General features: G+C 56.7%; 15 protein-coding genes. 8 read left to right on the top strand and 7 right to left on the bottom strand.

All coding sequences use genetic code 11. The annotated features are described in order from the left end of the window. Nucleotides 1-15: 15 nt before the first annotated feature. Both dhaL and dhaM read left to right on the top strand, forming a co-directional pair. Nucleotides 16-648: a dihydroxyacetone kinase subunit DhaL gene (gene dhaL / locus KTT_RS15870; RefSeq protein WP_126596916.1), complete on the top strand. Its 633-nt coding sequence runs from the start codon at nucleotides 16-18 to the stop codon at nucleotides 646-648. Between the two features lie 85 nt (nucleotides 649-733). Continuing rightward, nucleotides 734-1,147, top strand: coding sequence for a dihydroxyacetone kinase phosphoryl donor subunit DhaM (gene dhaM / locus KTT_RS15865; protein ID WP_126596915.1), 414 nt, complete (start codon nucleotides 734-736; stop codon nucleotides 1,145-1,147). 64 nt (nucleotides 1,148-1,211) lie between these two features. Here dhaM and KTT_RS15860 read toward each other — a convergent pair whose 3' ends face one another. After that, nucleotides 1,212-1,697: a maleylpyruvate isomerase N-terminal domain-containing protein gene (locus KTT_RS15860; RefSeq protein ID WP_126596914.1), complete on the bottom strand. Its 486-nt coding sequence runs from the start codon at nucleotides 1,695-1,697 to the stop codon at nucleotides 1,212-1,214. A gap of 371 nt (nucleotides 1,698-2,068) precedes the next feature. On the opposite strand from KTT_RS15860, the gene KTT_RS15855 reads away from it, so the two are divergent. Further along, nucleotides 2,069-3,022 (top strand): aldo/keto reductase, encoded by a 954-nt coding sequence (locus KTT_RS15855; protein ID WP_126596913.1) that lies wholly within the window; start codon nucleotides 2,069-2,071, stop codon nucleotides 3,020-3,022. 362 nt (nucleotides 3,023-3,384) lie between these two features. Continuing rightward, nucleotides 3,385-3,915 (top strand): hypothetical protein, encoded by a 531-nt coding sequence (locus KTT_RS15850; protein WP_126596912.1) that lies wholly within the window; start codon nucleotides 3,385-3,387, stop codon nucleotides 3,913-3,915. Between the two features lie 71 nt (nucleotides 3,916-3,986). Here KTT_RS15850 and KTT_RS15845 read toward each other — a convergent pair whose 3' ends face one another. The 3 genes from KTT_RS15845 to KTT_RS15835 form a co-directional block, all read right to left on the bottom strand. Beyond that, on the bottom strand, nucleotides 3,987-5,516 hold the full coding sequence (locus tag KTT_RS15845) for an outer membrane protein assembly factor BamB family protein (protein ID WP_126596911.1): 1,530 nt from the start codon (nucleotides 5,514-5,516) through the stop codon (nucleotides 3,987-3,989). Between the two features lie 81 nt (nucleotides 5,517-5,597). Then, the gene (locus KTT_RS15840) at nucleotides 5,598-5,936 is read right to left on the bottom strand and encodes a peptide chain release factor family protein (protein WP_126596910.1); all 339 of its coding nucleotides are present in this window, start codon (nucleotides 5,934-5,936) and stop codon (nucleotides 5,598-5,600) included. 474 nt (nucleotides 5,937-6,410) lie between these two features. Then, nucleotides 6,411-6,713, bottom strand: coding sequence for a GlsB/YeaQ/YmgE family stress response membrane protein (locus KTT_RS15835; protein ID WP_126596909.1), 303 nt, complete (start codon nucleotides 6,711-6,713; stop codon nucleotides 6,411-6,413). 336 nt (nucleotides 6,714-7,049) lie between these two features. On the opposite strand from KTT_RS15835, the gene KTT_RS15830 reads away from it, so the two are divergent. Then, nucleotides 7,050-8,849 carry a WD40 repeat domain-containing serine/threonine protein kinase gene (locus KTT_RS15830; protein WP_126596908.1) on the top strand — a complete coding sequence of 600 codons (1,800 nt, stop codon included), beginning with the start codon at nucleotides 7,050-7,052 and terminating at the stop codon, nucleotides 8,847-8,849. Nucleotides 8,850-8,853: 4 nt separating this feature from the next. Here KTT_RS15830 and KTT_RS15825 read toward each other — a convergent pair whose 3' ends face one another. Next, nucleotides 8,854-10,131, bottom strand: coding sequence for a S53 family peptidase (locus tag KTT_RS15825; RefSeq protein WP_160145907.1), 1,278 nt, complete (start codon nucleotides 10,129-10,131; stop codon nucleotides 8,854-8,856). A gap of 907 nt (nucleotides 10,132-11,038) precedes the next feature. Between KTT_RS15825 and KTT_RS15820 the strand changes: the two genes are divergently transcribed. Continuing rightward, entirely contained in the window at nucleotides 11,039-11,530 is a 492-nt protein-coding gene (locus tag KTT_RS15820) for a hypothetical protein (protein WP_126596906.1), read from the top strand. Between the two features lie 85 nt (nucleotides 11,531-11,615). On the opposite strand, the gene KTT_RS15815 is transcribed toward KTT_RS15820, so the two are convergent. Beyond that, nucleotides 11,616-12,188 carry a DUF4870 domain-containing protein gene (locus tag KTT_RS15815; protein ID WP_126596905.1) on the bottom strand — a complete coding sequence of 191 codons (573 nt, stop codon included), beginning with the start codon at nucleotides 12,186-12,188 and terminating at the stop codon, nucleotides 11,616-11,618. A gap of 316 nt (nucleotides 12,189-12,504) precedes the next feature. Beyond that, nucleotides 12,505-15,786, bottom strand: coding sequence for a S41 family peptidase (locus KTT_RS15810; protein WP_126596904.1), 3,282 nt, complete (start codon nucleotides 15,784-15,786; stop codon nucleotides 12,505-12,507). A gap of 456 nt (nucleotides 15,787-16,242) precedes the next feature. Between KTT_RS15810 and KTT_RS15805 the strand changes: the two genes are divergently transcribed. Beyond that, nucleotides 16,243-17,997 carry an aldehyde dehydrogenase family protein gene (locus KTT_RS15805; RefSeq protein ID WP_126596903.1) on the top strand — a complete coding sequence of 585 codons (1,755 nt, stop codon included), beginning with the start codon at nucleotides 16,243-16,245 and terminating at the stop codon, nucleotides 17,995-17,997. Between the two features lie 321 nt (nucleotides 17,998-18,318). After that, nucleotides 18,319-19,383 (top strand): NADH:flavin oxidoreductase/NADH oxidase, encoded by a 1,065-nt coding sequence (locus KTT_RS15800; RefSeq protein ID WP_162511815.1) that lies wholly within the window; start codon nucleotides 18,319-18,321, stop codon nucleotides 19,381-19,383. Nucleotides 19,384-19,424: the final 41 nt, after the last annotated feature.

The raw sequence follows: 19,424 nt of genomic DNA, 5'->3' as shown, positions 1-19,424 counted from the left end.
ATTTTGGAGGAAACCATGCCTGTTACCCATGAGGATATCCTGCGCTGGCTGCAGCGTTCCACACAGGTGCTGCACGAGAACAGTGCATACCTGACACAACTGGACTCCGCCATCGGCGACGCCGATCACGGCAGCAACATGGATCGCGGCTTTACAGCGGTCAGCGCTAAACTTGCCAGCCTGAGCAACGCCGACATTGGCGCATTGCTCAAAACCGTCGGCACCACTCTGGTCTCTACCGTCGGAGGGGCCAGTGGCCCACTGTATGGCACCGCCTTCCTACGCGCGGGCATGGCCTCCGCCGGCAAGCAATCCCTGGAAACCCCGGACGTGATTGCCTTATTTGATGCCGCCCTGGAGGGCGTAAAGACCCGTGGCAAGGCGCAGGCCGGCGAGAAGACCATGCTGGACGCGCTGATACCGGCCATCGAAGCGGGCAAACAGGCCGCTTCCGACCAGCTGCCCCCGGCGCAGGTGCTCCAGCGCATGGCAGTAGCCGCCGAGACCGGCATGAAGAGCACGATCGACATGGTCGCCACCAAGGGCCGGGCCAGCTACCTGGGAGAGCGCAGCGCGGGACACCAGGACCCGGGCGCCACCTCGTGCTGGCTGATCCTGCAGGCATTCTCAGATATCCTGGCGGCTTAGTGAGTGATCATCGAACTTTATCTGTGTGAAAGAAGTAGAATAGAAGGGCTATGGGGAGCGGGTCCCCTGGAAAGAAGAAAAGACATTGGCTGTTAGTATTGTCATTGTTTCACATAGCGCTCGCCTGGCCGAGGGCGTAGCCGAACTGGCCGAACAGATGTCGATGGGAGAGGTTACGATCGCCGTCGCCGGTGGCACCGACGACGGCTCGGTCGGCACTTCACTTGATAAGGTGATCGCCGCCCTGCAGAAGGCGTCCAATCCCGAGGGCACGCTGGTCCTGCTCGACCTGGGCAGCGCCGTCATGGTCACCGAGATGGCGCTGGAGCAGCTGGACCCCTCTGAACGCCAGAACATCATCATCAGCACGGCCCCTCTGGTTGAAGGAGCCGTGCTGGCGGCGGTTGAAGCGTCCGCTGGCAGCACCCTGGCCGAGGTAGCCGAGGCCGCCGACAATGGCCACGAGATGCCCAAAGGCAAACAAGAACGCGAGCCGTAGTGCCGGGCTCGCCCCGGCTTTCCGTACCCGACCGCCCCGTCCACCCCATGGTGATGGGAGGGGGTTATTCCAATTGTTTGTTGGCGGTGCGGAATTCTACGATCTGCTGGCTGTGTAGTTTGGCATGCCGGGAGAAGCCTTCGACCAGGTCGGCGATGCTGGCCTCGCCCGTTTTATACCAGTTCAGGACGCCTTTTTTCTCAACCAGGTCGGCTGGTAGCGAGGCCAGAGCATCGCTCGATCTGACCTGCGCGTCCTGATACTCATTCATGACCTGCTGCGCCGTCTGGTAGCGCCGTGCCCCAACGGTCTCATCGTTAAATGCTTGCAGATCATTCGCCCAGCGCAAAAGGTAGGGCGAGGGCTTCTCACCGTGTGCCGTCTGGCACACATCGATCAACAAAAGCTCACAGGATGTCAGATGAGCGACAATATCTTTGGCAGACCATTCTCCACAGACGCCCGGCATATCCCACATTGGCTCCGGTAAGTCATCCAACGCTTGAAGCACTGTAAGATGACTATTTTCTAATGTTTGGGTCGCAGACATAAGACATTCTCCAATCTTTCCAAAAAGCTTCCTATGTTCATATTACTGATCAACTACAAGTTTCGTTTCTAATGCACCAACCGTGACCCACATGTTCGTGAGCGTTTCGGATTAATGTACCCACACAAGCAAGAACGTCGGAGGCATCCTCAATGCCCCCGAAGCCCGAAACGCCGCCTACGAGGATATATGTTCGTATTCTGGCACACGATTTTTTTCCCTTCTTATTTCGTTAAAGATCCTGAGGTCGCCTGTCCGCTTGCGATCCCTGTCCCCGGCCGATTCGGTTCTACATGCTCGCACCACAGAGGTACAGTGAGGTGCAATAATATATATAGAAAAGTTGGTGCCATAGAAAGAAGGAATATTTTATGATTACGCGGAAAGTTGGACGTACGGATCTAGAGGTATCGGCCCTCTGCCTGGGCGGCAATGTATTTGGCTGGACCTGTGATGAGCCAACCTCGTTCAGTGTGCTGGATACCTTCGTGGAAGGCGGGGGCAATTTCGTGGATACCGCCGATGCCTATTCCGCCTGGGTCCCCGGCCATAGCGGTGGCGAGTCCGAGGAGGTCCTGGGAAAGTGGCTCAAGCAGCGTAAGAATCGTGAGCGGATGATTATCGCTACCAAGGTCGGCGCGTCCATGGGCAATGGTGGGAAGGGCCTCTCACGCCAGCATATCATGCAGGGCGTAGAAGATTCGCTGCGCCGCCTGCAGACCGATTATATCGATCTCTATCAGGCCCACGTCGACGACGAAAGCGTGCCACTGGAAGAGACGCTGGAGGCCTTTAATGATCTGATCAAAGCTGGCAAGGTACGCTATATCGGGGCCTCCAACTACACGGCCGCGCGGCTCACCACCGCGTTAAGGGTGAGTCTGCAACAGGGCTATGGTCGCTACGAGTGCATTCAGCCACCCTATCACCTGCTCAACCGCGCCACCTATGAAAGTGAGATTGAGCCTCTCTGCCTCGAACAAGAGATCGGCGTCATCACCTACTCATCACTGGCCAGCGGCTTCCTGACTGGCAAGTACCGCTCCGGCCAGGATCTCCCATCCACGCCGCGCGCCCAGGGTATCCAGAAAAACTATATGAATGAGAAGGGCTTCAAGGTGCTCGACCAGCTTGAGCGCATCGCCCATGAGCACGACGCCTCCATCGCGCAGGTCGCCCTGTCCTGGATCATTAGCCGTCCTGGCATCACCGCTCCCATCGCCAGCGCCACCTCCGTAGAGCAGACCAGAGAAATGCTCCAATCGGTCTCCCTCCGCCTCACCCAGGAAGAAGGCGAAGCCCTCGACCAGGTCAGCGCATCGTAGGTGCCGGGCTTGCTCCGGCTTTGAAGCTCCGCGACCCGGTACCCGGCCACCCATGTTTCCCCGTAAGCACCGGGCTCGCCCCGGATTGGTGCACTGCTCATTGAGAGTGTTGCTGGAAAATGGGTGCGACGCACCCATTTTCCAGCAACACTCTCAATATTGTGTGCTGCCGTAGGCAGCGCCGCACAAAAAAAAGAGCCTCACGCAAAACCCTTTGGAAATAGCGCCGGTTGTATGGTACGATAAACAGAAAGATGAGATCCAGGCTTGCATTGACAAGCCTGGATCTCACAATCTCTTCTCTTTTTCTGAATGGAGCAGCCTGTGTCTTCTGGACAGTAGCGATAAGAAAGGACACCGTGATGAGGAGTAAGAAACAGCTTGGCATGTATTCGGTCAATCTCGATGAGGAGGGAGCGCTTCAGATTCAGGCTCCCACCCTGTTGCGTCCTCTGCAACTGGATGCGCAGCAGGTACGCGAGCTGCAGCACTGGCTGAATGAGGTCAACCCACCCGCCGGTGCCGGTCCCCAGGCACCGGTGATGACCCCGCCGCCGGTAGCTACACCACAGGCCAGCACGACCGCCGATGCTCCGACGACGCCAGCGGTGGCCGCCGCGCCGGTCGCTCCCCCTCCCCCACAGACGCCGTCCCAGCCCACCATGACGCCCGCTCCCAGCGTTGCGCCTGAAACGATCGCGCAACAGATTATCCAGGAGATGATCGAGAATGCCAGCGCCCAGTATCCCGCCAGCCTGGCGCCAGAGAATCGCGATCGCCTCATCGATCAGGTCACGCGCCATCCTGCCATCCGCCCCTTGATGTCGCAGAACAAGATCTCGTATAAGCAAGTTATGCTCTGGGTCGAGCAAAATATCGACGCCGAAAAATAGGTGGGGGATATATCATGAAAAGCCGGACGCGTTGTGCATTCGGCTTTTCATGATATATCCTGCTCTCTCTGCTAGCTCAGCGATACGGCGGCGACGCCGTTCATGGTGCCGATGAACAGGGTGCGACCGGAGAGGGTCGGGGTTGTGAAATGGGGTACCTCTTCGGAGAGGCTGATGCTGGTACGCACTTTGCCGCTGGTCAGGTCAGCCGCGTAGAGGGTGCCGCCGGTATCGAGTCCATAGACGGTATGGCCGCCGACGATGGGCGACAGTTTCATATCGGATATATGCCAATCTACGGAGAGATGCCCATCCGGGCTTACCGTGACGCGGCGCACGCCATCATTGCAGGGGACCAGGATCTGCGAGCCTACTGTTGCTCCCCCACCCATAGCCTGGCCATCACAGATCCGCGTTTCAGAGATCTGGCCGCCGACGCCACCTAGCGCGTTGGCATGCAGGATATATCCCTTGCCGGATTTGCCAGAGATAAACAGCTGGTTATTGGGCAACAGCAGAGGGCCCATAGAGCCAAGGTCGGTGTCGTGGCTGTTCTCATCCTGCCAGTCCTGTGGCGCGAAGGCATCCATCAGCTTTAATTGGGGAGACAGGCGCAACACGGAGTCGCTGTGATCCCAATCTCCGCTGGTCTGCTCACCATTGCCAACCGAGACAAAAACATTCCCATCCTTGTCGATGGTTGGTCCAGGCGATGTCCAGATGCCGCCTTCGCGGGTCGTAGGGACACGGTAGAAGATCAGTCCTCCCTGTCCATTGGTGCGGGCCGCGACCAGCGTACCGATATATTGACCGCAATCACCGGCCAGGCCACCATAGGCGATATACACCTGACCGTTGGCGACCGCCAGGGCCGCGCGCTGCTGGTACACCGTAGGATCCATTCCCCCCACATCGACCACGCGCCTCATCTGCACCTTGCCCGAATCGGCATTGATGCCCACCAGGATATGCTGTGGCCCACTAATCTCAGCGACGGCGAAGATCAGGCCGCTATCTGGATCATATACAGGAGTACCGGTGATGCCCAGTGGATCAATGTTCCCGCACGGCAGGGTAGAACGCTGCACAGGAGTGCCGACGTTGGTCTGCCAGCCAACCTTGCCGGTCTGAGGATCGAGCGAATAGATGGTATCGTTCTCGGTGGCAACGATGACGTGGTTTTTAACCACCAGCGGCTCGGCATAGACGGCGCCATCTAACTTCGTCTTCCAGGCCTGCGCCAGATGCTGTGGATCAGGGACCGATGGTAGATAGCCGGCATGCGTCGCGTCATGGTGATAGGCAAACCAGTCATTCCAGGTATGAGAGGTCGAAGGCAATGCATCCGCCGTCTTCGTAGTAACAGGAGTGGAACCGGTATGGGTAGCCTGCGTCGAATCCCCCCCCCGATCACAGCCCGCCACCAAAACCGCCAGCAAACACAACACCCCCATGTACGTGCCAGGCTTACCCCCGCTTAACGCGCTCCCATAGGTGCCGGGCTTGCCCCGGCTTAACTTACCTCGGTATCCCCTCCAACCGAAGAACAACAAAATGCATCCCGCGCTTGTCAGGCAGAGGAACATACATTCCCAGAACATTACAAAATAACTCCTTCGGCCATGCTGTAAAAGGCTTTTTTGATCTATGCTATAGACACGGTTATCACTGCTGGTATTTACTTATTCATGAAAGGGTTTAGAACGCATCTGTTTGCGCTGGCTCTGCAGCCGCTTGCTCCCCAGGCGCCGCTCGCGGCTGGCCACGGTAGGACGGGTAGCCTTACGCAGCACACGGGGCCTCTGTAGCTCCTGCAGACGCTGCGCCATGCGTTCAAAGGCGATGTCGCGATTGGTGTGCTGCGAACGCCGCTCTGTGGCGGTCACCACCAGTCCAGTCGGCCGGTGCGTCAGGCGCACACCCGATTCGACCTTGTTGCGATGTTGCCCCCCCGGACCACTGCCAATAAAAAATTCTAAATCACAATCTCGCTCAAGAGATTCTCGGTCAGTAGGATACACTTTGGATACTCACTCTTCTTGTCGTTATTTTACCCACCACAGCCTCTTGTCCTTATCATAGTCTAAAAAGCGCCGTTTGCATACTCATGGCGCCCATAACCTCCCGGTCAAGGGGCGAGCCCCTTGCATCCCCGCTAAGAGCGACTCTTAGAGTCGTGTATGACTCTCATGATGATGGCCTGTGGCCTGCATGGGTTTTCGCACCTGCGGCGTTCAGAATTTCATTGTATGTTCGTGCATGGGGTGCGCTGATACGCACCCCATGCACGAACATACAAAAACAGTGCAGCCGCGTAGCGGACGCCCGTGCGGAGGCGCTCACGCGCCCCCATGATGACGGAAGTCAGACACGCTCAAATGATCCTGACATAAAACAGCAACTCCCCGGCTGATAATGTCAGTCGGGGAGTTGCTGTAAAGGATTTTTAGCTTGTTTGCTTGATCCTCTGTCTGTCTGTTCACGCCGTGACCCGGTTATAGGGTGGAGCGGCGTGTACCACCAGAGATCGCGCGCAGGATGGCGATGAAGACACAGGCGCCGATGAACGCGATAATGATCGTACCAATGAAGCCGCTGCTACCAAGACCGACCAGGCTGGCCAGGAAACCACCTACCAGAGCGCCAACGAGGCCAACAATGATGTCACCGACGATACCATAACCGCCGCCGCGCATCACCAGTCCGGCCAGAACGCCAGCAATCAGACCAACTACTAGCCACCATATAATAGTGCCAGCATTCAACGCAGCAAATGTCATTAAACTTGCAGTTACCATGATCTTTATCTCCTTCAGTGTAAAAACATGTCAAGACTAACAATGATTCAAGGTGGAGAGCTGTTTATTTTTTATGTTCTCTCCGTTCTGAGTTATATACGATTTCAATAACAGGAGAGGATACACTTTTGCGAGCTCACATAAAAGGGTTAAGTATTCTTTAAATTTATTCTCAGCTTTCTAAAGACATGGCAGCTTATTCACGTTAATACATTAAAAAGATTAGATGAAAAACCTACCTTGACAGTCGTATGCTGCCCCCATAAAATTAGGATAAGTAATATACAGCAGTTGCGCTGAAGAACAAGGGAGTTGTTCATCCTGGGAAGTTTGTGTATGCCCGACCGCAGCGGTCAACAGATCGGCCACTATCGCCTCACCCGTTTACTCGGGCATGGGGGCTTTGCTGATGTCTATTTAGGCGAACATATTTATCTGGGCACGTGCGCCGCGATCAAGATCCTTGATACCCGTCTCTCGCCCGATGAGATTGAACACTTCCGTCAGGAGGCGCGTCTCATTGCTCAGCTAGAGCATCCTCATATTGTACGCGTCCTCGATTTCGGGGTGGAAGATGACATGCCGTTTCTGGTCATGAGCTATGCTCCCCATGGTTCGCTCCGACAACGCTATCCCAAAGGCTCTCGCTTACCAGCGGGCCTGGTTGTGACCCTGGTCAAACAGATCGCCAGCGCGCTGCACTTCGCGCACCAGGCACGCCTGATTCACCGCGATATCAAGCCCGAGAATATCTTGCTGGGCCGCAATGACGAGGTGCTATTGAGCGATTTTGGCCTGGCCATCGTCAGTCAGAGCTCGTCGCATAACCAGCTGCGCGATGTGTCGGGTACGATCGCCTACATGGCGCCCGAGCAGGCCAGAGGCAAGCCACAGGCTGCCAGCGATCAATATGCCCTGGCGATCATGGCCTACGAGTGGCTCAGCGGCAGGCGTCCCTTCAACGGTACATACGAGGAATTAGTCGTGCAGCACGCCTTTACGCGCCCTACGTCGCTGTCTGAAGGCGCGCCCGCGATCACACCGGCGCTGGAGGCCATCATTATGCGCGCGTTGGAAAAAGAGCCGCACCTGCGCTTCAGCAGCGTGCAGGATTTCGCGCGTACGCTGGAGGAGACCTACCTGGCGGAAAAGAATATTACGCTGCTCCCCTCACTGTCGGCCTCCGAGCCGACCCTGCCCCCTGTGCCCGCGATCGCGACTCTTCCCCTGCCAGGTGAGCATGCACCCGCAACAGAACCGGGCAGTGGCAATGTCATCTATGCCGTCGCCTGGTCGCCCGACAAGCGCCGCTTTGCCTGTGGGGGCCGCGAGCGAACCATCCAGGTGCGCGGGGCCACGACGGGGGATAGTACGCTTCTCTACAAAGAACACGTGGGTAGCGTCACCAGCATCACCTGGTCGCCCGATGGACGCTGGATCGCCTCCGCCAGCCTGGATCGAACAATCCATATATGGAATAGCAGCACCGGCCAATGCCAGGCGATCTACAGCGGCCACGCCGGTATGGTCATGGCGCTGGCCTGGTCCCCGGATAGCCAGTACCTGGCCTCCGCCAGCAACGGGCCCGATAACCATGTCCACATCTGGGATGCCCATAGCGGGCAGCTCCAGCTGCGCTATCCCGGTCATTCCCACTGGGTGCGCGCCATCGCCTGGTCACCCAATGGGAAGGTGATCGCCTCGGGCGCCTGGCACGATATCCACATCTGGGATTGCCAATCAGGGAAGAAGCTCTTCAGCTACCGCGGCCATCCCAGCTGGGTGCGCGCCATTCACTGGTCTAGCCAGGGGACACGCATCGCCTCGGCCGGCGAGGACAATACGGTCCAGGTCTGGGAACCGCTGAACAAGGGTCATCTGCTCTGCCAGTATCGAGGTCATAGCAACTGGATCGGCAGCGTGCTCTGGTCACCCGATTGCGCATGGATCGCCTCCGCCAGCAAAGATCAGCAGGTACATATCTGGGACGCCAGCACGGCGAGCAATGCCTCGGTCCACCAGGTGCGTCCATCCTCGGCCTACGCCATTACCTGGCTGGCCGACAGCACACATGTGGTGTCGGCCAACGGCAACGGCTCCGTGCAGGTCTGGCAGATCAAAAACGACCCGCATTAATCCTCTACTGGGGAGGCTGGGCCAGGAGCGGAACAAGGAAGCCAGCCTTGGGCGTGCCCCAGCCGGTCACGGCATCCCAGCCAGGACCCGCGCTATAGCCACCTATCTTATCCTGCTTGTTATCGCCAACCGTAATATCGTTGAACGCCTGGCTGGCAAGCGTGGGATTGCTGCCAATTTTGTAGAGCGTATCGTTCAGGTATCCCAGCGAATGACCGGCCATCTGATTGGCGTCCGCGATCAGGCCCGCCCACTGCGGCGCCCCCGCGCTGGTCCCGCCAAACATGTAATAGCCGGGATCGGGCATAAAGCTGAGGTAGACAGGCACGCTGGTGGTTGGATCCCCATTGAAGGAGACATCGGGGATACCACGATAGCCATGCGACTGACCGGACAGTAACGGCGACAGGTGCTGCCGCTGGAAAAATGGCTCCCGGTAGATCTTGCTGTAGCCGCCGCCGGTCGCGCTGCCCGCGCCCTCATTCCAGACCGTTTCGCGCTGATAGTTGCCGGAGGTATCGGCATACAGGCTGGTACCGCCGATCGCGGTCACCCATGGCGAGTCCGCCGGGAAGCCAACCGTGGGGAAGGGATAGTTGTTGCCGTTAACATCTGGATTGGCCGAGCCGCTATCGCCCGCCGAAGCCAGGAAGGTCACATGCTGCATGGTCGCCTTGCGGTAAAAATCGTCAAAATCCTGCATCACCTTCTTGCCTTCGGGCGTAAACAGGGTCTCTTCCGTCGCACCCCAGCTCTGTGAGAAGATGTTGCCCAGATGATGATCCAGGGCGTATTCCTCCAGCTTGAGGAACTCCGGCAACCCCTGCACACCCTGCGTCTCCGAAACAGGACTGGTCAGCAGCACGATGCCAGCGCCCGGTGCTAGCGCATGGGCCCACTGGACATCAAGATTCGTCTCCTGCTCCCAGCCTACCATATCGCTATTATTCTGATCAAATTTCGCCGTGCCCAGAGGATGAAACACTTGAAACGATGGCGGATCGGGTAGCCCATAGTCGGCGTCGAAGCGCTTCAGATCTTTGAGGGGATTGGGGCTGCCAAACGAATCGATGACCACGATCGTCTGACCAGCCCCGATAAAGCCGGCATTGAGCAGACTATTCAAGCCGTAGGCGGTGCGAATCTCGTTGGGACTATAACATGAGAGCTGCATCTGTGTGCGGCAATCCTCATCCACCGGAGGCGTCTTTAACCTCCAATGCACGAGATGCCGGCCCCTGGCGATATGCATCAGCGCACCCGACACGCCATGCGACTGCATAGATGCCCCCATCAAGGGGGTCGCGCAACACAGTAAGACCAATAAAAGTAGCCATGATCGATTGAGACGTGAAATAGATTGCATGGATTCCCTCACTACATATATCCTTTCTACCGTACGATACGCTTTATTGGCACACACGTATCATCCATCGCAATTTCCTTTAAGGTCATTATATAGACTGGCCCCTTAGACTCCATTCCTTGTTTCATTTTCTTCGATCTATATCTGGGAATAACAAAGGGAGGGATAGGAGTTCTCATATATAGAAGGGACAAAAGTCCTGCTATTCCTGGGCGTGCCGGCACCTATATACAGGCCGGTAGACCCTCACAAATCCACGCCGAGAGCGGGCAATGATGCGGTACTTCGGTAATAACAGCATTTGACATTACAAAACCAGGTATGCTAGAGTTCCACTCGGCCCCTTTTCTTTTTTTATTAATCAATGTCCTGGATATCACGCGCCCGTGCCTTATCACCCATAAAGCACCCGAGATACCACACCAGACATAATTTCTCTCTTTATCGGCCATGGACGTCTCGCATCTATGGTGCTCAACAGCCCATAGCATGCTGGTGCAACAGGGGCGCGCATGCCCACCCAATGCACCATTATTAAACTGGCACGTGAGCATCTGTGGTGCTCAACAACAGGGGCGCGCATGCCCAACCCAATGCGCCATTATTAAACTGGCACGTGAGCATCTGTGGTGCTCAACATCCCATAGCATGCTGGTGCAACAGGGGCGCGCATGCGCCCCTGTTGCACCAGCATAAAAAACAGCGCGGCCGCGTAGCGGACGCGCGTGCGGGGGCGCTCACCTGCCCCCATAATGACAGGGATCAAATACTCTCTAAGTCAAGTTATATACCAGATATACCAATCAGGATGGAAAAAATACTAATGATTGCAGCTAAAACCCTTGTTTCAAACTGGCACGTACAGGAAGATACACTCGTACAGACAGAGTTTTCTTATGGAGAGCGCACAATATTGAAAGGTTCGCCGCTGGAGCGCTTCGAGTTTGGCGCCACCATGCGCCTGGATGAGCATAAAGAGGGGGTCGTAGCCACCCTTGGCATCCTGGCCCAATATAGCGAACAGTACAAAATCTTTGTCCACCTGCTCAAGCAGCAAGAGCACTGGGTGCTGGCCGTAGAGAGCACCGACATTGACCCGGTCATCAACCGCGTCGTTGCGCTACCGGAAACCTTCGATCTCGCCGCATGGCATACCCTGCGCCTCATCCAGGAGCAGGAACAGATCCATATTCACCTGGATGGCACACACGTCTTGTCCATCAATGAACCGGCCCGCACCGCCCAGCCCGGCCTGATCATCACCAATGCCGCCGCCTCCTTCAGCCACATCTGGCAGATCGAAACCAACGCATAAAAAAAATATACATATGCTGATATTATGCAAAAGGCCACCAGCGCGCAGTGCGCGCTGGTGGCCTTTTGCATAATATCAGCATAATTTACTTTACGGTCCCCGGAGTACTGCCGTTGACGAAGCGCTCAGCCCGGTCGCCAACGAATGGGAGTCTGGTATATTTGCCGCTCAGTGCGCTGATCACCCCGACAAACCAGCCGATGGCGGCGATGATATGCATCAATACAAAGGCAAAAATAGCGAAACCGCTCAGGAGAAAGAGGTGCGCTTCAATGATGCGCAAAAAAGCGACAAAGAAGACTGTGTAGCCGCCAAAGAACAGCAGCGATTGCATGGCGTGAAAGCGGATAAAGCGATTGTCTTTGACGAAGAGCAGCAGGAGCATGCCGGTCAGCCAGCCACCCAGGTAGCTGACAACGGCGGCCAGTTTGGCTTCAGCCGTTGGCCCCTGCCGCATAAACGCAAAATTAAACAGCGGGATAGCGGGATAAACAGGCTGTGCGGGTCCGCTGGCCTGATTGCCAGGCTGGCCGCTGTAAAACTGCTGCTCATAGTGTTGAGGATCAAGCTGGGGCGCTGCATAGCCGGTCGTATAGGTATTATGATAATTTTGTTCCTGCTGCATATGTTCATGGACAGGACGATATGATTGCTGCATGAAAACTGCTCCCTTTCCCATCAGTGATTATTGCTATTCAAATTTCTCATCATTCATTGATCACAGTATAGAATTGAAATGTGGAGAAATTATCGCAAATTTGTCACAAATTTGTCGCAAGATGGTGGGTGTCAGACACACTTTTTACGGGGCGCGTGAGCGCCTCTCGGGCGGCCGCTGCGCGGCCGCCCGGTTTTTTTGTGTTGGTGCGACAGGGGCGCGCATGCGCGCCCCTGTCGCACCAACACAAAAACAGGGAATATAAAAGAGGGCCGCCCGATGTATAACAGACGACCCTTGTTGAAGGGAAAGAGGATCAGTGGTTGTTGAGTCGGCCCAGGCGGGGACGCTCGCCTGGTTTGGGTTCGAGGGTTGGATACTCGTCCGCCAGGCGCAGGGCTTCGGCCAGCGCCCGCTCAAGTTGCGGATCAACCTCGCGCACAAAATCCTGCGGCGCGATATCCACCTCGATATCTGGATCGGTACCGTAATTCTCAACGTTCCAGCCCACATCCTTGAACCAGAACGAGAACTCTGGCTGCGTCGTCACCGTCCCATCCACCAGCCTATGGCGGGGATAGATACCGATAACGCCACCCCAGGTGCGCTTACCAATCAAGGGACCCAGGCCCATCAGCTTGAAGCTATGGCTGAAGATGTCTCCATCCGAGCCGGCGTGCTCGTTGGTCAACGCCACCATCGGTCCCCGTGGCGACTCACCGGGATATGGCTCGGGCTGGCCCCAGCGAGGGAAGTCATAGCCGATACGACGACGCGCCAGCTTCTCAAGCAGCAGGCCAGAAACGTTGCCGCCACCATTCCAGCGCACATCCACCAGCAGCGCGGGATAATCGTACTCAGACAGGTAGCCGCGATGGAACTCGGCGTAGCCGTTGCTGCCCATGTCGGGAATATGGATGTATCCAACGCGATTATTGGATAATTTGTGGACGGTGCGCCGATTGTTCTCTACCCACTCGCGATAGCGGGCCGACGTCTCACTGGATAGGGCCTTCACCACCACGACACGGCTCTCTTTCGTTTCCGCGTCCTCAATGGTAATCTGCACCTCGTTGCCAGCCTGGTTGACCAGCAGTTCCTGTGGACCCCAGCCGGGTCCGACCCGCTGACCATTGATCGCCAGGACGGCGTCATTGACCTTGACATTCAGACCAGGACTGGTAAAAGGCGAGGTCGTCTGGCTATCGGAGGAATCGCCCTTGACGATGCGCGCGATGCGGTAGCGCTCCTGATCCGCGTCATACACCCAGTCAACCCCCAGGAAACCCTGGCGATAATGGGGACCATGCCGTACGTCGCCCCCCATCTCATAGGCGTGCGAGGTCCCCAGTTCTCCATGCAGTTCCCACAGCAGATCAGAGAGCTCTGAACGCGAGCTGATACGCTCAACCAGGGGCGCGTACTGCTGATAGATACCGTCCCAGTCGATGCCAGACATGTCCTCGGACCAGAACTGCTCGCGTTGCAGGCGCCAGGCCTCGGCGAACATCTGCTTCCACTCGGCGAACGGTTGGACCGAAACCTTGACGCGCTGCAGATCGATCCAGCCGCTCTCCCGGCTGGCCCGTTCGTTGTTATTCTGCTCGGTCTTGAGCTTCTCACCAGCTTTAACCACGCGCAGCTTCTGCTGGCTGCGATAGACCAGGAACTTGCTGTCGCGCGACAGGTCAAAGCTGCCTACGCCATCCAGCACCTTCTCGGTCTTGTAGTTCTCAAAATCATAGTATTCCAGCACACCTTTGGCACGCGAAGAGTTATTGAGGTTCCCTTCCACGGGATGGGAAAGGAAGAGTGCCTTCCCCCTTATGCCTCGCACCTGGGTATAGCGACCCTCTGCGACCGGGAAGGGCAGGATACGCTCGCTGATGCCGTCCAGGTCGATGGTCATGGTCGAGCCCTTTTTGCTCCCCTCGTCTTTCTTCTCTTTGCTGTTCTCCTGATCGGCATCCTTTGGAGCATCGATCTCCTCCTGGGCCTTCTTCTCGCTGCCATTCTCCTTCTCCTTCTCTTTCTCATCGGGCGACTTCGATTCCGGGATAAATGGAGAACGCAGATCTTTACGCAGGATAATGACATACGGTTTGACGCCACGTGGGAAGCCCAGGTCAAAGTGCAGATTGTCCGATACAGGATTGAAGACGCGCTGGCCCAGGAAGTAGAGATATTTGCCCTCCGGATCGAAGGCCGGATCGCTATCCTGCAGAATAGGATCGGTTACCTGGTGCGTCTCACCCGTCTCAATCCTGCACAGCTTGATCGCGCTCTTATTGGACGAGATAGCGAAGCCATAAGCGATCCAGCCACCATCGGGCGACCAGGAAATCCCATCGATGCGGCCCGCCTCGCTACGATCCAGTACCTGTGAGCTCCCTTTATCCAGATCTACCAGCAGCAGTTCGTTGCGGTGATTGGCGATCGCCAGGGCGTTCTCGGTAGGAGAAACGACAAAATCGGTGACGCGACCAAGGTCGATGTCAGGGAACGTCTGTGGCTCCGTCGCACCGTCGGGCGCGAAGATAATCAGTTCTTCATGTCCCGGCGCATCGTGCACCGCCACCAGCCGCCTGCCATCGGCGAGCCATTCTAAGAAGCGGTAGCGTACCCCATCGGGCTCACCATACTGTAGAACCGGGCCCTCCCAGTTGCCGAACGTAAAGGCCTTGCCGCGCGTGGTCAACGCCAGCATATGTCCCTGCGGATGCAGAGCATAGGAGTCAAGGTAATTGGCGGCCGACACAAACTTGCGGCTGCGCTGCGTACGAATGCTGGGCAAGGAGATCTCCAGGTGTTTGGCCTCCTCATTGCGGGGATCAAACAGGTAGAGATCGGCGGCCGAGTGATAGACCAGGCGCGTGCCATCGGTTGAGAGGTGGCGCGCATAGAAATCGGTATGCCGTGTATGCTGGCGCAGATCCTCACCATCCGGTGTACAGGAATAGATGTTCCCTATCCCATCGTGGTCCGAGAGAAAGTAGATCCGCTCACCAATCCAGCAGGGATCGGCCACATTACCGGTAAGCTGCAGTAAGCGCTTAAAATTGCCATCCCCCTGGCGATCGCACCACAGATGACCGGCCGTGCCACCACGGTAACGCTTCCAGTGCGAAAACTCACGAATATTCACGTTACGACCGATGACCACACCACCATCTTTACTGTAAGAGATGTCATTGGCCATACCCAGCGGCAACTGATGCGGCATCCCCCCGCTCGGCTTGATCCCATAGATCACTTCAAAACGGCCCGCGAACTGACCGGCATTGCTGGAGTAGAGGATCTCTTCCCCATCAGGTGACCAGCCGAGCACGCGGCAATTACCGGCCTGGAAGGTCAGACGCTGAGCGGGACCGCCCTGGGCGGGCATAACATAAACTTCGCTCGGCCCCTCTTCGCGGCCGACAAAAGCGATTAACTGACCATCTGGAGAGAAATGGGGATATCTTACCTCACCAACCCCCGCGGTTAAACGTTCGGCCCGCCCCCCCTCGGCTGAAACTAACCAGAGATCATCTTCAGCGACGAAGACGATCTGCTCCTGGAAAATGTTTGGAAAACGTACATAACCCTGTGATGGCATGCTGACTCCTTACCTGAAGTACGTGATTGAGGACATAGGTAATACGGCTTTGCTATTCAACAAATGAGGCACTATCGAGATGCCCATGCCCTCTCTATAATTGAAATATGCATAGGCGAAATATGATTACACCAGCTACGGCATCTATTGGATGGACTATATTGTAACATAGCGCTGACCAGATCGTCTAAACAAGCGTGTTGATTCGGTATGTGTGAAGGGCATGTTAACAAAAGCGTGTTCTCATCCTCTATAGTAGATTAAACGCGCATCCATCAGAAAATTGTTAACTTCAGCCTTATGACCACCGCGAGCAACACATTCGCATATTGCTATCCAAACGACGCTGGCATAGAATAAGCTCACAAAGTATTTTTTATAGTGGTGCATGGGCTGCGCATTCGCGCAGCCCATGCACCACTATAAAAAACCAGTCCGTGATAGAGAGAGAAAACGATGACGATTAATACACAGCACGGAAGCCCATCATTCCCTACAGCGAGCAGTGCGCTGGCTCCTTCCAGTCGCGAGGAGATGGATCGCGCCATCGGTGTACTGGTTGAGCAAAAAGACAACTGGGTGAAGACGCCGGTCGCCGAGCGCATCCGCATCGTGGATAGCCTGATCGCTGATTTTTCGGCACTGGCACCACGCTGGGTGGCGGCCAGCCTGCAGGCCAAAGGGCTTGAGGAGGATTCCCCTTACGCCGGCGAGGAATGGGTAGCTGGCACGTGGGCGCTGCTCCACAGCCTGCGTCAGTTGCGCCAGGCGCTGATCGATATCCAGCAAGATGGGCACCCGCATATTCCTGGACCGATACGGACGCGTCACGACGGGCAGGTAAAGGCCCAGGTCTTCCCTTTCCGCCCCTACGACCGCGTGCTCTTTCCGGGTGTAAAGGCCGAGGTCTGGATGCAGCCAGGCGTAACAGCCGAGACGCTGGCTTCAACCCAGGCCGTCAACTATCAAGCGCCCCTCCCGACGGGCAAGGTAGCGCTGGTACTCGGCGCCGGCAACGTCGCCAGCATTGGTCCACTGGACGTGCTCTACAAGCTATTTACCGACAACCAGGTCGTACTCTTCAAGGCCAATCCCGTCAACGCATACCTGGGTCCTTTGATGGCCGAGGCCTTTCACTCGCTGATCGATGCTGGCTACCTGCGCATCGTCCACGGCGGAGCCGAGGAAGGCAGCTACCTCTGCCAGCATGCCAGCATTGATGAGATCCATATCACAGGCTCCGACAAAACGTTTGACGCCATCGTCTTTGGACCCGGAGCTGAGGGCGCGGCCCGCAAGGCGGCCAGGCAGCCATTGGTCACCAAGCGTGTAACGGGCGAACTGGGCAATGTCAGTCCCGTCATCGTGGTACCAGGTCCCTGGAACGAACGCGATATGGACGACCAGGCCATCCATATCGCCTCAATGCTCGTCAATAACGCCGGCTATAACTGCAACGCGACCCGCGTCATCATCCAGCATAAAGACTGGGCGCTACGTCCACAATTGCTGCAGCAGGTCCGCAATGTGCTCTCACAACTGCCAACGCGCAAGGCCTATTATCCAGGCGCTCGCCAGCGCTACCAGGACTTTGTGGCTGCCCATCCAGAGGCCGAAGAGTTTGGTGGCTCAAACGATCCCCAGAATCTGCCCTGGACGCTGATCTCAGACGTTGACGCCACCAATAAGGACGACATCTGCTTTACCACCGAAGCGTTCTGCAGCCTCTTCGCCGAAACCGCCCTCGACGCGGCCAGCGTGGTCGACTATATCGAGCGTGCCGTACAATTCGCCAATGAGCAACTCTGGGGCACCCTCAACGCCACGCTGCTGGTCCATCCACGCTCCCTGCAAGATCCCACTATAGCGGAAGCCGTTGGCAGGGCCATCGCCCAACTGCGCTATGGCAGTATCGGCGTCAACTACTGGGCTGGCACCAGCTTCGTACTGGGATCAACCACCTGGGGCGCCTTCCCCGGCCATGAGATCTACGATATCCAGTCCGGCAATGACGTCGTGCACAACTCGCTGATGTTCTCACGCGCGCAGAAAAGCGTCGTGTACGCCCCGTTCCGTAGCATACCGACGCCCCCCTGGTTTACCAGCCAGGCCAGGTCCGCGTCCAAACTCTTCAGACAACTGACGCAATTTGAGCAATCTCCCTCCTGGCTCAAGCTACCCGCCATCGTCAAGACGGCCATCCTCGGATAGCACAGATCTACAGGTAAGTTGCTGTGACACCACGGCCGGGTGCGGATGCACCCGGCCGTGGTGTCACAGCAACTTACCTGTAGACCGGTTGGAATAATGCACAGCAGCTTCCTTGTTTGTATGTAAGAAATTACGAATCACACCATCAGAGAAGCGGGTGGTAGCTGGTGGATAGCATGGCGTCTCTGATGATCTCAGAATGAATAAAAATATCTCTTCTCCAGCAGCATCAATATAAACAAGGAGTATTTCAAAATGGCGACATTGCCGATAAATAATACGCAAAATACTGCATCAACTGAACAGGAACACGATCAATCTATCGTTCCATTGTTTCAACCATATACGCTACGCGGCCTGACCCTGCGCAATCGTATCGCTGTAGCTCCTATGTGTCAGTATTCATCGACCGACGGCTTTGCCAGCGATTGGCACCTGGTCCACCTGGGCTCGTTCGCGGTCGGAGGCGCGGCCATCGTAATGACCGAGGCGACCGCCGTTGAGGCGCGCGGACGCATCTCTCCCCAGGATCTGGGTATCTATAGAGATGAGCACATCGAGATGCTTTCGCGCATCGCCTCGTTCATCAAGTCTCAGGGAGCTATCCCGGCGATGCAATTAGCCCATGCGGGGAGGAAGGCCAGCACGTTCAGACCATGGAGTGGCAGCGGCGAGGTAAAGCGTGAGGATGGCGGCTGGGAGACAGTGGGGCCGAGCGCGCTGCGCTTCTCACAAAACTATCCATTGCCGGTTGAGCTTTCACAGGACGAGATCGCGAAGGTGGTTCAGAGCTTCCAGACGGGGGCCCGCCGAGCCCTGCAGGCGGGTTTCCAGATTCTGGAGATCCACGCCGCCCATGGCTACCTGATCCATGAGTTCCTCTCCCCCTATTCAAACCACCGCACCGATGAGTATGGCGGCTCCCTGCAAAACCGCATGCGTTTCCTGCTGGAGGTGACCGATGCCATTCGCCAGGTGCTGCCCGCGGAACTGCCGTTGCTGGCGCGCATCTCGGCCAGCGATTGGATCGAGGGTGGTCTGACGATTGAAGAGAGCATAGAGATCAGCCGAGCCCTGCATGAACATGGCGTCGATCTGATCGATGTCTCATCCGGCGGCAACGTTGAAAAGGCCAGAATCCCCGTTGGACCCGGCTACCAGGTTCCCTTTGCCGAGGCTATTCGCCGCGAAGCGCACGTTCCCACCGGAGCCGTCGGTCTGATTACCGAGCCCCGGCAGGCCAACCAGATCTTAGAGCAGCAGCAGGCGGATCTGATCTTCCTGGCCCGCGAGTTCCTGCGCGATCCACACTTTCCCCTGCGCGCGGCACGCGAACTGTCGCAGGACATCGCCTGGCCCAAACAGTACGAACGCGCCAAACTATAAAGGTGTCATCACTCGGGGCGAGGCTATAGCACATTCCGGAT

The organism is Dictyobacter aurantiacus (assembly GCF_003967515.1).
GTDB lineage: Bacteria > Chloroflexota > Ktedonobacteria > Ktedonobacterales > Ktedonobacteraceae > Dictyobacter > Dictyobacter aurantiacus.
Note: the sequence above shows the minus strand (reverse complement) of the source record. Positions and strands in the feature narration are given on the sequence as shown.

Excerpts from the sequence above, each read along its gene's own strand:
- KTT_RS15810 (WP_126596904.1), bottom strand. The coding sequence starts at position 15,786 with ATGCCATCACAGGGTTATGTACGTTTTCCAAACATTTTCCAGGAGCAG.
- KTT_RS15805 (WP_126596903.1), top strand. The coding sequence starts at position 16,243 with ATGACGATTAATACACAGCACGGAAGCCCATCATTCCCTACAGCGAGC.
- KTT_RS15845 (WP_126596911.1), bottom strand. The coding sequence starts at position 5,516 with ATGTTCTGGGAATGTATGTTCCTCTGCCTGACAAGCGCGGGATGCATT.
- KTT_RS15850 (WP_126596912.1), top strand. The coding sequence starts at position 3,385 with ATGAGGAGTAAGAAACAGCTTGGCATGTATTCGGTCAATCTCGATGAG.
- KTT_RS15820 (WP_126596906.1), top strand. The coding sequence starts at position 11,039 with ATGATTGCAGCTAAAACCCTTGTTTCAAACTGGCACGTACAGGAAGAT.
- dhaL (WP_126596916.1), top strand. The coding sequence starts at position 16 with ATGCCTGTTACCCATGAGGATATCCTGCGCTGGCTGCAGCGTTCCACA.
- KTT_RS15825 (WP_160145907.1), bottom strand. The coding sequence starts at position 10,131 with ATGCAGTCGCATGGCGTGTCGGGTGCGCTGATGCATATCGCCAGGGGC.
- KTT_RS15830 (WP_126596908.1), top strand. The coding sequence starts at position 7,050 with ATGCCCGACCGCAGCGGTCAACAGATCGGCCACTATCGCCTCACCCGT.
- KTT_RS15860 (WP_126596914.1), bottom strand. The coding sequence starts at position 1,697 with ATGTCTGCGACCCAAACATTAGAAAATAGTCATCTTACAGTGCTTCAA.
- KTT_RS15815 (WP_126596905.1), bottom strand. The coding sequence starts at position 12,188 with ATGCAGCAATCATATCGTCCTGTCCATGAACATATGCAGCAGGAACAA.
- KTT_RS15835 (WP_126596909.1), bottom strand. The coding sequence starts at position 6,713 with ATGGTAACTGCAAGTTTAATGACATTTGCTGCGTTGAATGCTGGCACT.
- KTT_RS15855 (WP_126596913.1), top strand. The coding sequence starts at position 2,069 with ATGATTACGCGGAAAGTTGGACGTACGGATCTAGAGGTATCGGCCCTC.